Source organism: Candidatus Regiella endosymbiont of Tuberolachnus salignus, from assembly GCF_964020115.1.
GTDB lineage: Bacteria > Pseudomonadota > Gammaproteobacteria > Enterobacterales > Enterobacteriaceae > Regiella > Regiella insecticola.
Map to the genome: position 1 here is coordinate 3166486 of NZ_OZ026542.1, position 15623 is coordinate 3182108.

2 protein-coding genes are annotated in these 15623 nt (G+C 41.7%); both read left to right on the forward strand.

Going from position 1 to position 15623, the window contains the following annotated elements; translation table 11 throughout:
• Positions 1-44 precede the first annotated feature (44 nt).
• Entirely contained in the window at positions 45-7241 is a 7197-nt protein-coding gene (locus AACL30_RS15630; protein WP_339057281.1) for a TcdA/TcdB catalytic glycosyltransferase domain-containing protein, read from the forward strand.
• A 153-nt stretch (positions 7242-7394) separates the two neighbouring features.
• Positions 7395-15491 (forward strand): TcdA/TcdB catalytic glycosyltransferase domain-containing protein, encoded by an 8097-nt coding sequence (locus AACL30_RS15635; RefSeq protein WP_339057282.1) that lies wholly within the window; start codon positions 7395-7397, stop codon positions 15489-15491.
• Positions 15492-15623 lie beyond the last annotated feature (132 nt).

The window sequence follows — 15623 nt, forward strand, 5'->3', positions numbered from 1 at the left end:
AAAGGCGGAGGGTATAGTAAAAATTAATCAAGGATGATACGGACATGACCCAATCAGAACTTCACCGAAAAATAAAAACCTTCCTCTTTCAAAATGTTTTAATTAAAACCAGTGTTGCTGAAAATGAGTTGTTTTCCGCATTGTTAGAATATGTCTTTAATAAAACGCTCTCACCGCCGAATGAAATGCTAGCATTGAGTAAAATACTTTATTGGAGTATGAGATGTGAGCGTTATTTTTTTCATACAGAAAAGATCCCTAACAGTATCAGACAACGCATCGCTTGTTTATCGGTGACTGTGCCGCAAGAAATCCATTTTATGTCGTTGATTGGATTTGAGCCTGTCCAACTGGACTATATCAAACTGTGGATCCAAGAAAATGCCGAGAGTTATAAAATCAATATTTGGATGGATCCCACCACGCTGTTAGCAGGAGAGTTGTCAGGGCGGATAGAAGAGGTGGCGGTGCGTCATGCTACTAATGGAAAATATAAAAGCCCCGACGCCTTCCGAACCGAGCTGATTGAGTGGCAAAATTATGCTCATTATAATATGACGCAAACTCTGTCTCAGCATGATGGCTCATTGCCAGGCGACCGCAAATTTTGTTTTGATCAAGCCGCGATAATATTTTTGGAAAAGGAAGGATTAGCCAGACCGGGCGAATTGGCGCAGATCCGCCAAAGATATACTGAGCGTTTTCATGCCGATTTTAAACAATTACAACAAGCCACTTGCCATTCAGATAACATCCGTCTGCTCGATTTCAACCAGTTTCATTCTTTGCCAGAGTATCAGTTGTATATTAAAGAACTGATGTTACGAGGCAATCCCATTGCTGCAATGGATATTAGCCGCTTGCTGATCCTCAAAGATAGAGGGGGGATTTATCTTGATAGCAATTTATTGCCGAATTTTAATGAAGCCATCTCTTCACGCTTGATAGCCAGCAGTCCTAATAATTCGATCAACAAATACCCTTCCACTGTGGTGATGCAGGTGGTGTTGGATGAATTAACGCATCAAGGGAAAATGCCAGGACGGGCGGCGATTATTAATAACGTTGACCGAGGTGGCTATCCTGTTTATTTGCAAGCCATCGGTGAGGCAGCAGTACAAGATATCAAAAATATTGTGACCACCACGCTAGAGGGAGGTCAGAGCGTATTTTCTCCCCTTGGCGACTTAACGGTAGACCCTTATTTTAATTGCAGTTATGCGGGGGACAATAATAAAGCCATAGTGGCGACAAAAAAAAGCCCCTTTATTGAGCAAATATTGACCTACATTCAACAAATTAATAACGTCATTCGTTATAACAATATTGATGGATTAGATCTTGGTGAACCTATTCCAAGTGAAATTAGCCAAAAAATTGTGGCAGATTTGCGAGCCTATGAGCTAGTACCCGACTCGAGGGCGTTACTTGCTTATCGCGAAGTCGCTCCTTATCGAACTGAGCTCCCTAATCGGCTCGCTCCTTACCGCCATGCTTACAGCGTATTAATGAAGGACGTTGGCGTGGTGGCTAGTAGGGGAGTACAACCCTCACTGCATAAAATGATCCCCCCTTTTCGCCGTGCTTTTTTTGCCACTGAAGAAGCCCATTTATCAAATGTATCAACGCATTCCATCAGGTTTCCCCGTAATGTATTTCATCATGTCAGCCAATACGACAGTCAATATATTATCCAATTGCAAGATGACGAGGAGGTCGGTCAAATGGCGCGCTTGCTCTACAACAAAAACGCGGATCGGAGCGCGCATTATCGTTATCAAAAACGAAGCGAAGATTTAGTCCAGGTGAATGCGGCCGCCAATTTTTCATTTCAGGGTAAAACCCGGCTTATTTTGATAAGCCATGGCATTTTTATGAAAAGAGTGGGCGGAGAAAGCATTGTTCAGCTGCTTATCAGCAGTGGGTTATTAGCCAAAGATCACACAGGCGATTTTCCCATTATTGATAGGGTATCGATAGCCGCTTGTTATATTAATGAAGCCACTCCCGCGAGCATAGTCACTGTTGCCCCAGTCGAAGACGAAAATTTTATAGAAAGTATTTATCAGGCGTTTTCGTCAAACAGAATCAGGGTTAATAGTATTAGTGTGCGCGAAAAATTAGTGGCCATCGATGTCTTGGGGCGAAAATGGACCGGATGGGTTCATAATCCCGAGGCAGTTGCAGAAGCCTGGTATATTGATTGGATGTTGGTAAAAGAAAGTAATCGAAAAATTATTTTTACTCAGACCAATGATGGCAGGATAGTGAGTAACCGCCTCGGTTTTATAAAAGACATTGCTGAGCGTACTCGAAGACCGAAAACCTCTTATAACGGTCGTTTTAGCGTCGATTATATTACCGAGATAGAACAGCAAAAACTCAGTGGCGCCATGAATGCGGGTGTTAGCATGCTGATTTTAGAGGATATCAAGCAAGGCCCTATCCTGATGGCGGCTGATATCATGGCATTGATAGCCGGCATGAGTGAAAACGGAGCAGAGCATCATCAAATTATTATCAATGGTAATGAGCCGGCTATGGCGGCGTTGCAGCATATTTTGCGGCAAACAGAAAATTATAATAATTATCTCTATTGGTTAGATGCGCTTGATTTATTGGGGGGAACAAAAAAATTAAAGTGGTTGATGGAAAAACTATTTACTGATCCACAAGCCGCTTTTATGCGTTTGAAAGAACGTTATTTACATGATGATTTTGATTTATTTAGCCTCGATCTCAATGATCCCGAGAGTGCGGGTATTATTGAGCGTGATAGACGTGTCAAAAAACGGATCAAGAGTATTTATTTAGGCCAAATTGAACAACATCTAAGTAAAAGAACCAAGATGAGTTTAGCCTCTAGCGATAAGTCTGAGTTTGCTTGGAAAAAGATAAAAGAGGATATTGACAACATAGAAAAAAATCTAAAGCAATTAAGTAAAGGAAAAGAAAATACCTCACTTTATTATCATTCTGAACTGATAGGTAAATCAGAGCGCGCTACGCTTAACAATACTAAATTAGTAAGAGCCTATACCAATCCACGTTATATCGCTAAAGCAGAAATATATTACTCTAATGTATTAAAGGAGCACCTTTCTCCCCGCCCAAGTGTTGCTCTCTGTGAGGCATTGGTTAAAGCAAACCAAAATTTATTGCTGCAAAATAAGTTAGAGATTAATAAGTGGGGGCCATTATTATTATCTCTCAACTACGATAGCGATGTTCAACAATATAAACTCTTTTATCTGCATGAAGATAATAAGCAAAAAATACAGTTAACTACCGAAGATGAAACCTTTGCGGCAGTGAAAGGTTATTTGCAGCAACAACATGAACAACTGACGACATGCTATCAGTTGGCCAATGGGCGACTTTATTCAAATCAATCGATTAACAAAATGACGCTCTCTGGCATGGGAACCAATGCGGTGTTTGCTATTATGGCTATCCAACACTGGCTAACCAATGGCATCGGCGTTTCTGGCAATACCCCCTTAGCGAAGACCTTGCAAGCACACACTTACGTGGCGGTGACACAGGTCACCTTCAATACCACCAGTGATGCAGTGACGTTACTGCAAACGGCTTTAAGACAAGTCGAAAATGGCGGTTTTACCCGCCTGTTTCAATCGATAGCGCTCCCTATTGGCCTAGGATTAGGTTTGACGGATGTGGTTTTCAGCGCTGTTGAATTAAGCAGAGCTGACACTGCCGTACAACGTAGCCTATCGAGCATGCAACTTATTTTCTCAACACTGGGTATGTCATTATTTATCGGCAGTATTGTGGCGGGGATACTCGGTTTAACCTTGCTGGTGGGGGGATTATTTATCGTCGGTATTGCGTTGGCGGTCAGTAGTTATTTTGTGCAGTCAGCCCTGGTTCGCAGATTTAGTGATATAGAAAAAGCGGCGGCGATCGCCGATTATTTTAATCAAATGCGGATGGGTTGGCAGCAGGGCATTACTTTTCAGCGGGGGATATTGTTGCCCAGTAACACTGTGGTTATCACCAAAATCGATCTCAGTGCACCACAATCGATTACTGTCGTTTTTGATCAAGCAGGCCAGAGAATAAAGAAAAAAAATGCCCTTGATAACAGCGCGAGCAGTTACATCAATTTATCTCCATTGCCAGTAATGGCACAACGGGAACTCGATAATAACTATTCGGGCATGAAGAGCTTGATTTTACCCATACATCCACGGGTAGACATCAGCGCTGTTTCCAGTACCAGGGTGCATGTATCGGCAAAAGAAATCACCTTATTCGATGGCATACGTTTTTTTGCCCGCCAAAACCCAGATTTTCCTTTTACAGAAAAGAAAAATCCGATGAACGGTTTAATTTATTACAACACGCCTGTTGAATTAAATTTTAATTATCTTTTTACCGATATTGATATTGTTTTAGGGAATGATCACTACCATCTTATCGCGCCGGGAAGCGACAAAATGCAGGTCATGGATGCGTTGATAACGCCCCCACAATACCATCAACATTTACATTATCATCTCATCGCCCCGAAAAAAGGCGAGGCAACGGTTGTCTTGGTGCTCAATGAAGGGCAAGCAAACGTTACTATTGATTGTGAGAATGAACAGGTAAAGTGGATCATTAATGCGCGTCATATCAAGGATATTGAGTTGATCAATCATTCAACTGATGTAACCGAAGGGAATAAACTCAAATTGATTCGCCGTACGCTGATTGCGTCGAACCAATATCATGAAGAAATTATCACTACTATCATATTAAAAAATCCTAACAAAACCTGCCTGACACTCTATTTTCCGCAGGGTGACGTGGTACTAGATAGCCAGCAGAGTATTTTTTATTCGCTTAATATGGCGCAATTACCTATCAATCAGGACACAAATAATCGGCACGATGATAACCTCGTGCAGGCCGTGAAATCTTATTTGCTAAAGCAAAAACAACAGAATACTCACGCGATAAATAGTATTCGTCTGGATGATTTTAATTATTCTGATGATGAAAATGCGCTAGTAGCAAAAACCGAGCGGTGTTTTTATTCGTTACAGCAGGGCGCTTTACTTTATACCGCTGATCACGACGACACTATCTTCAACGATCTGTGCGTCAGATACCATGTTGAGCTGATTTATCATAATGAAACCTTTGCTTGGTATCAGGGCGATATTGCGCTTATTTTTGATAAAGGGCAGCGTAATGAGAGCCGAGAGTATTATAAAAATATTTTTTGGGTATCACATATTGCAACCAAAAAGCTGAAATATGTTTACTTGCCCCTTCTTCATTTGCCGATGATCAGCAATATACAAGGTAGGCCGCGTCCAGCCGCGGGCTCAGAGATAGTACAAACCCAGCTGAGCGACCAGGGTATTGTGTTTGAACAGGAGTATACGTATTTTGTTGGCGAGATGAAAAAGCAGATCCATCTTATCTATCTTATTGACACTCATCGCCTTGGGTCGCTGAGATTGCTTGAAGTACGCGATCTGCCTCCTGAAGTGATGCAAGATCTGATTAACAGTCGCCACCTAACCGCGCTGCATGCATTTATGCAACAATCGGCCTCTGATTCCTCGGCAGGGGCACAATTTTCTTCTTCCGGCCATCCGAGTATTGTGAACGTTAGCGCACCACAATCGGTTACGACGGTATCAATAGGTAATAAACTGATATGGCCTTTATCAGGAAACATCACGACAGTTAGCGGAAATATATCCGCTAATATTGATTTTAGTCTTCTTAATAACAGTGATTATTTAACTACCTTATCCGCGGTGATCAAGGGAGATCAGCCCGATCATTATCATTGTTTTTGGAGTGTGACCCAAGCTGATAGTTACCAATTACATCAACTCTATTTGCAAGTAGGTCAAGCCCCGGCCATCGAGGTTCGATTAAGTGATTTTGGCTTACAGAACAGCGAGGTTGTCAGTATTATTGCCGCCGAACAAGGTATCGCCATCGGTATGAAAAATGGCGATGGCTATCATCTCAACCTTGATCAACAACTCAGCTTGAAAAGTGTCGCTAATAGCTGGCAAAGGGAGCATCAGCATTGGTTGATCCCTTTGATACAGGCTATGCGCGCTTTAAAAGCGCAGCAAAGTGGCGCTTTTATTACAGGGCAGATAAAAGCGATAGCCATTGCCCCTATCCTGGCTATCCACAATTCACTGCGCGCTAATGACCACGACGCTCCCTCAATCTGGTATGACACCCTTGGTGAAAAATTGTTAATTTGTCCTGAAATGCCCAACGCCGCTACCCCATGGGAGGCTTTAGGCATGATGAACGACGTGCCGCCCTGTGGGGATGAGAGTATTAGCATTTCTTTAAGCGATGATGGATATCTCAACATCATGACGAAGAATGGCTGTATTCTCGACATCAAACTACAAAATGATGCCTTTATCGCTACTTTGTTTGGCTGTACGCCTCGCTTTAGCGATGCCGATGACCGCTCGCGGGCGGGGATGATGATCAATAGGGGGGAATTAGAAAGGGCTTTGACTACATTTTGTTCACTGTACTCTTGTCCAGAAATCATCATGATCAGATTAAAAAATAGGGGCTATGGTTGGTTTCATCCTGCTAGCAGCGCTTTGTTTACGCTGCCAATAGAGGCAAGCCAAGCCGAATACCTTGGTTATAGTTATGACCAACAATCTGCCTATTTTTCTGTTTATCGGCCTGGTTATTTGTTGCAGATTTCCTCTTCTTATGATCACGATTTTGTCGAAAATAAAGTGGGCACCTACCAACGCTTGGGGGAATGTTTAATATTAAATGCGGATTTTACTGATGTCTTAAACTTGAATAAGAAGACAGCCCCTTATTATCTTAATATTGATGAAGTGAACCGTTTGTGGATCCGCACCACAATCAATCAACAAGCGGCTCAACAATTTATTTGCGATATTGCTTTATTTGATTATGAGGTGATCGAAATAACGCATCAGGGCGAAGGCGCGTTACATTTGCGTTATAACGGCTCGCTAGAAAACATGTCTATCGTGCGCAAAAATGAACAGCTGTTGATACTGATCCCAGACAAAATTCTGATCATCAATGATGTTTTTAATCCACAGAAAAATACCGCGCATAGTCGGTTGTGGTTTGTCTCTCATCAGCAAGAAATAACGCTCAGTCAGTTGGCGAGTTATTACAGCAGTAACGTAGAAAACAGCGATGTTGAGCCGTTATCTTGTGTTCATTTGCCTTACCCTACAGAGAATTGATTGCCATAGCCAAAGCAGTTTAATTTGATTCTGCTATACACCCTCCAAATCAAAATCCACTCAAAATCGACTAAAAACCATTAAAACCTACTGCGTGATGGGAATTTCTGCATTACGCGGTGTGGTGCTTGCCATTCTCTATAAGGAGCAGTCATGCAAAGGGAAGAAATCATCAAACAGCTCGAAAACATTACTGTAGATCAGTCTGAATATAATAAAAAAAACTATTACTACGGATTTATAAAAGCCAGGAATGATTATTTATCCTTAAGCGAAAACCTATCGCCATCAGAAGAAACCAAACTGTTGTTTGATATGATGAACTCGTTGACGAAATGGATATTTATTAAAAATAAAAAAAATGAAGGACGTTATAACCCTTTCCTATCACAAAGGCTTTCTGCGCGTAAAAACGCCATCATGGAAACCGCTCCGAAAATCATACATTTTATCTGCCTGAGCAAAATCACCGACATTCAACGAGACTACATCAATCTTTGGATACAAAACAATCCAGACTATTTGATAAAACTATGGGCGGATAGAGACGCGATTTTGGCACAAGAATTGTCAATACGTTTACAAAAACAGGCGAGTCGAGAGGTATTAGGCGATGCACAGCAGTCTTTTGCCAAGCTTCTTTTCCAGTGGCAAGATCGTTTTTATCATTATTTTTTAGCAAAAAGCAGCAAAAATACAGAGGGGAAAAGCGCATTATCCTTTGATGAGTGCGTGATAAATTTTTGTATCGAGCAGGGTTTAGGAGAACGCGCTGAGCTGACGGATTGCCGTGATGCCAACAAAAACCATCTTATAGAAACCTGGGACTATTTAAAAAAAATCAATCCAGCAGTAAAAGCCAATATTTCATTTTTGTATCGATCATCTCACTATACCAGTGACACATATTACCTGAGAGAACTGGCACTACGAGGGCATTTGGCTGCTGCCAGCGATATACTGGCGCTAAATATTTTGAATAATTATGGCGGTATTTATTTAACTACCGATTTACTGCCAGCAATTAATAGCCACTTATTCGCGCATTTGATCCAGGCAACGCCAGAAGATCCGCAAGGGACGCAAAGCAAGGCGATCATTGCTAGGCTCATTTTGGATGAATTGGGCAAAGACGCCGTCATGCCAGGACGCACGATAAATCGGGTGCAAAGTTATCAAAATGATGATCTTGGTCAAGCAACCGAAGCCGCTATACAGGAAGTGATTGAAAAATCCAAGCAACAGGATATCCCTCTTTTTATCGGCTTAGGTGATGTCAAAATAGATGCTTATTTCCAGTTTTCTTACGCTGATAGCAATGTTAGGGCGTTGGCCGCGCAAAAAGGCAGTGAGGTGGAGGGGAAAAAAGGCAATCCATTTATCACTCAGTTGCTACAAAATTTGGCAAAAGCCTACGACATCATCTGGCAATATCATTTGCATGATGGGAAAACACTTAAATGTGCTTCGATACAAGAAAAAATAGTCAGTGTTAAGGCGGCTTTGCAGAGCAGTGGCTTGCAAATAAAAGCCAAAGCACTTATGCATTACCGGTGGGATATTCTGAGCCAAGCAGAGCCTGCGACCTCTGCGCTTTTAGCAACATCGGCCTATAATGCGGTTTATGCCCAACAGTTAAAGGGGATCCTCACGCGGGTATCGGATAAAGAGGGCAAGGAGCTGTTACCGACCAGTATCTATTTTTTTCAAAAGCATTTTACTCCTTCCTTCCAGGCTGCAACTTTTTTAACCGAAGAGGCAGCGCAATCTCGTCTTATGGGGCCGATGCGGTATTTGGCGCCGCTGAGTAATCAGCCTCAGTATGCGGGGCTGTACATTATACAACTCATGGATGATCTGATTACGCAAAAAGCAGCTCAGTTTTTATATCATCAAAACGCGGATAACAGTGATTGGTATCGCTATGATGCAGCAAATAACCGATTAATTTATCGCAGTGGTACCGCAGTGGGCAGTACGGCTAACTTAGCAAGCGGGAAAAATATTTTTTTGATCGGCAATGCTAAGCCAATTACCCTCCTCAGTACGCTTAAAATTATAGAATTACTAAAAAGTACCCTACTGGTTCATCGAACGACGCTAGAGCAGGTAAACCTGCTGGCTTGTCAGCCAATAATGGCAGGAGAAAGCAGCAATAGGTTTTCGATTAAAGCGTTTTTTCATGCCTTTGAACACAGTGTCCCTAAAATACAGCTAAAGCGCATTGTGGTGCAGGAGCATCTCTTTACTGTCGATATGATGGGGCGGAAATGGAAAGGCGCGCTGCCTGCCATCAAAGCGCTGCCCTTGGTAGAAGAAACAAACATCCATTGGAGCCTGTCAGCAGAAAATGACACAGAAACCCTCGCTAGCAAAGGCGCTGCTGGAGCAACCGTATCTTATTTAACACTCCCCTTGGGGGAGAGTATGCTGATGCGCCATAAAGTGATCACCCCATTGAATAAAAAATCCTTTGGCCTCGGCTCTGTGATAGAAATGCCGATCGTTCATCCAGAAAAACGACCAGAATGGATGAATAGTCCTGAAAAATTAGATGGCTGGCTAGACAAAACCACCGCCGCTGAAATATTAAAAAAGGGGCAAAATGGCGTGGTGATCATGGCGGCTGAGAGCATGGTGCTGATCGCCGCGATGGGGGATTTGACCCATGAGCTTATCATCAGTGATGTTAATCTTGCCAAAATAGCGGTACTGATGACAGCATTGCAGCAGAGTTTAGAAGCTGAAAACTACGCAGACTGGTTTGCAGATTTGGATTTTGCTTGTGGAGAAAAACAATTCAATCAGCTTGTGAACGCGCTTTTTGCCACGCCCTTTGCACTCCAACAGGCTTTTAAGCGCTTGCAATCGAGAGTACGTGGCAAGCGTTTTACTTTTTTTAATCAGCATTTCACCCATAATGGTAGCGCGGCGCTGATAGGTAAAGAAATGAAGAGCAGGGCAGCGATTAGTTCGGTTTTTTTAGGCAGTATTGAAGATGCCTTATTGTTTGACATAGATGCAGATGAAAGTACGCAGTTAAAACAGGTGACTGACAGCATTCAGAATATTGAAGCGCATTGTGGTCAGCTGAACCATTTGCCCAAAAATAACCCCCTGCCCCGTCACTCCTCATTCAGGCTGTATGAATACTCCCTATTGGATGGGAAAGCGAATCTGCAACAAAATAGTCACGCGGAAAACCCTGATCTTGAAAACCGGCAAGCCTTTTTGCAAAAAGAATATGCAAATATTAATTATATACAAAGAGCGGGGCAATTAATCTGGAGTAAAGGGTTTAATGCCAGCATTCGCAGTGCCGATAAATATGCGCATACACAGGCATGGAAACGTACGAACCACAATATATTGAAGCAGGATCAACGGCTCGCGGCAGGTGAATGGCTGCCCTTATTATCGCAACTGAAATATGATCCGATAGATGCAAACTATACCATCACCTATCTCAATACCAATAATCAGAACATCATTGATGTAACCACTAAAAATTCTATTTTTGCTGAAATGAGGCAGCAGGCAGACAAGTATCTTGATATCGCCAAAAAGAATTACTTATTTAGCGAAAATAAGCGCCAGCAACCTAAACTTGTGGGGAATTTCGCTGGTGCAGGGGGATTATCAAATATTCCGGGATCAATCGAATCATTATTTGATTTTTTAACTGAGGGGCCATTGGTGATAGAAGGAGACTCTATCTTACGCAAAGCCATGCAACTGCATGTTTTTGTTTGTTTAGCGTCAGACTTTACCAGTGTGTTGAATATTATTCCTACCGTTACCACAGGCACTTATCGATTCTTGGATGCCTGCATCGAGATGGGGATATTTGAAAAATATAGAAATCCGATTAATAACTATTGGAATGTTTTTTATAAGATTTCTAAATCTAATGAAATGAAAGCGCTTGATTTCATTACCACAGAGGCCGCACTTGCCATCAGTTTCACCAGCTTTCTTTTTAATGCTTATGAATACCATAACGCAGAAGACTACCGCCAAAGCAGCCTAGCGTTGACAAGAGTTGGCTTTGATGTGGTGGGAATAACCTTTGATGTTATGAGCACCAAATACCTGTCAATAGCACAGGGATTTCCTGAAATGATGGCGGTCATCGCTGCCGGTTACGGACTTTCTGAAACGAGTAAAGCACTAACCAGCAGCATAGAGTTAATGGTTGACAATATCACGCAGGCCAGGCTTGCCGGCATGTACTTTAATTACTTGAAACAAGGCTTTGAGCAGGGCGGATTTACCCTGATCGGTAACGTGCTGATCCCCTGGCAGGGGGCGGTTATCAAGGCGATTCATCTGGAAAATGCGCGAGCACCGACGGTGGTATTTGATGAGATTGGCGCACAAATACGCAAAAAAACCGTACAGGGCGAAGATTACTTCACCAATGCTGATGATCCTGAGGCTTATATCAATTTACGTGAGCTGAATGAGATCGAAAAAGATCAGATTGTGGCTATTGCCCATGTGCCGACAGCAGGTGCACCAGGTAAGACCGCTGCATCAAACATATTGATGCTACCAACCTCACCAAGGGTAAAAATCGATCCGATATATGGGCAAACGAATTTGATAAAATGGCGTGGAGATGCTGAGTTTGATGCGGTGCGCTATTTTGCTAAAAAGGATCCGCATTTCATTTTTTCCTTTTATAAAAACGCTTCTTTTCTTGATCCGATGAATAACGCTGTTGGTTTGGGTTGGATGGCGATGACCGGTTTAAGCTATCGCTACCAAGCAACCAAAACGGATATCAATGTTTATTTAGGCAATGATCATTTCAATTTGATTGCCCCGGGCATTAAGAAAAAGCAGAAAACCAGTGATTCCCTATACAAAAAACACCTGCATTATATTCTTCATGCGCCAGAGCAGGGGAAAGGAAGTGTTTTCTTGCTGTTGAATCGGGGGCAAGCCGACGTCACCATTGTGTGTAACAACCCGAATGTACAATGGGTCATCAGCACTGATCATGAGCATCTTACTGCTATGGAAGTAGAAAAAACGCCTAGCGGGTACCGGATTTTTAAAAATTTACCGGATAATTTCGATGAAACCGGATCCATTTGTTTAAATGTGACACAGCGGGCGAATACTAAGCTTATCTTTCATATGGCGAGCGGTATTGGCATAGCCGATAGAAACGGCAACATCATGATTAACGAAATTGACGCAGATCATATTCTATTGTCATTGGACAACGAAAGCATTGATTTTCATGATCCGACTGAATTAATGCGTAGCTTAAATCCAGCGTTAATCACCCCGGAAGTGGTAAAAGCCTATTTTAGAGAAGTGATCATCGCTACGGTGAGAAACATCGCTATTGAAGATATTAAAAAAATGACGGAAAAAATCACCAAGATGGTTAAAGCCGTTACCTTGATGAAAAAATCCACAGACTATGCTGCCGCTCTGCAAGCCCTTCAATCCTTACGCGAGGTCACCGACATCACGATAATGCTAACCGAGATGCAATCGATTACCGAGATACAATCGGATAACGGCAAGGGTGTTGTGGCCAAAATCGTTGCCAACATAGCGGAAGAAATTCAAACGATTAAATCCAATAAAGTGATGCACCTGATTCAATTGTTGCAATCTTCCCCTGAAATGACGGCTTTCCCGTTATATAGCTATGTAAAAAATTTTACGCTTCGTGGTGATGAAGAAAATAAAAACGTTTATTACTCGTTACGCACACAAGATTTTGTTCGTACCGAGAATCAGCAGGACACTTTGTTTGCCAACACCCAGCGTCGCCATGTTGAAACCCTTTTTTTTGATGAAACATATGCTTGGTTTAAAGGCGATTTACTGCTATCCACGGCTGATGATAATCAGCATCTTTATATTTATAGAAATCTTATTTGGGTATCGGCAGTTGAAAGTAAAAAGCTCATACAGGTTTATTTTCCTATTTGCCATCAACCTGATGTGTTGGAGGTTCAAAATAAAGGAGAGGGGGTTCAAGAAAATATTAAACATCAATCTCGATCAAAAATAACCCGCATCACAGATCAAAAAAATATTGAAAGGTTTATCTTTTTTGAACAAGAATACAGCTATCAACGGCAGGGTATTGAGCAACGCTTTATTCTAAAATATAAAATCGACACCCTGAAACCTGAGCAAGGGGTGATTTTTACTCGAGCGCTGAGTTTACCATCAACCATCAAAAATCGACTGATTACCGATCTCAACTTGGATTTCCTAAGCCACTTTATGCAGCAATATTCTACTCTCAAGCCTATTACGCTGCCTCTTGATAAGCTTAATCCCTGGACGCGTCGCGCACTGAATATAAAAGCCATCCATAATTTTTCAACCGATACGGTCATTATGATAAGCAATCAATTAATATGGCCATTGATGGGCACTATTGTGGCTAAAGGGATAATCAATGTGAATTTGCCGATGAGTATTTCCAATAATTCAACTGATACCATTAACCATGCTGGAACAACGATGGTGGCGATCAATGAAAACCTGATCACCGGTAGTAAGCAACAAACGAATACTCTGTACTATCATTTTTGGAGTATTACCGATAGGGAGCAAAAATTTAAAAAATTGTATGTTCAGCAGGATAATATGCCGGCGACAGAAATGGATTTGCGTCATTTTGGCTTAGGTAAAGACAAGGTGTTGAGCATAAAGAATACCATTATTAATACCGCCAATGGTTTGATATATGGTTTGTACGATGATCAAAGCATATCCTTTGTCGGTGTAGGAAAAAATTGGTTAACCGATCATGGTGATTGGTGGATTTATTTTAAAAGCTATATCGATCAGCTAACAAAAAGAGTAGAAGGCCTCACTTCATTGCCATCCGGGCAAATAAATCCTATTAATATCGCGCCCTATCTGACCATTTCCGGTTTACTCGACAATGACGGATTAAAGCCGCTTGCCGCTTGGTATGATCGTAGCAGTCAACAATTTATTTTTTGTCAACGCGATTTTTCTGCTGATAATTTTTCTACAAACAATAGCAGCCAGCAATTAAATTATCTTGGTATAGACAGTAATACGCAAAAAAATGCCTGGATAATGGATGTCAAGAATGAAAAAAATAAAGAAATAGGCTACGTCGATTCGGTTGCTTTAGATGAGGTGGGGGCTTTTTTCCACAAAATAGTGTTAAAGAAAACCGGTCTGAGCAGATTAAAGCGGGTACTCAATAGACAATCAGGTACTCCGCTATCTTTTACCCAAGTGAGTACAGAAGAAAATGGCTATCTAAAAGCGACCACCACTGAAGGTCTATTATTGCAAATAAAAAAAGCGAATGGATTTTTTGACATGTCCTTATTGGGAATAACGCTCCCTTTTATTTCTATACAGACCGTTAATACCGCAGAGATTAAACAGCAGATTAAAAACATCATTCAATATTATCACTATCCTGAATTACTACGGGTGAAAATAAAAAAAGATATACAGGGTTGGTATCACACGAAAAAAGATAAATTGTTTATGCCAGTTGAAGTCAATGAGTGGGGTATTAAGACAATCTACAATCTTGATCACTATCTTGGTTTTAATAACCAAACCCATTGTGCTTATTTCACTAACAATGATGAAAATAATGCTAACTTAATCAAGATAAATCAAAACGAAGAAATTGAAAATATTCTCTTGAAGAAGGGAAGGCTGTACCAACGAACGAATTCTTTACTTATTCTGGATAGTGATACGGCGACCCAGCTTGCTGATGATGAATATGTTAACGTTGATGTACCGGCTTTACTGATAACTACCCCGTTTGATCAACCTAAAAATGCCTCTTTTACTTTCCAGGCCGAAAAATTTCGCTACCCGGTGATCTATCTTGAGCATGGCAATGCAGGAACTCTGCGATGTATCATGCCTGCGGGTAGCCAGCCAGAAAGCCTATTTATTGCTAGAAAATTTAAATTTCTCTGTTTATTTGTTAAAAATAACCTCTTTGTGGTGAATCATTCTTTTGTCCCTACCGACGATAACTCTAGCCAACGTTTACAGCTCGTATTCGAAGGGCTTGAAATGCCTATCCAAGGTTTATCAAAACATTACATTGCTATCCCCCGTGATCCTTTGGTAACCGATGACAGTGCTGTTATTGATGTCATCATCAGTATTCACCAATTGGTAAAATACTACATAGAACAGGCCAGCGCAGAGACAAGGGATGGTCATGTGATGATCCCTTTGCCTCGATTAGTGGCTTAACCCTTCGCCTTTGAAGCCGCCGCGTTGTTGGCTGCGGGTGCTCGCCGAATCACGTAGTATGTCTACGCTCATCGGTCTCACACCCTGGCCGCCTAGCGGCAACTTCAAAGACGAAGGGTATATCCCGATATT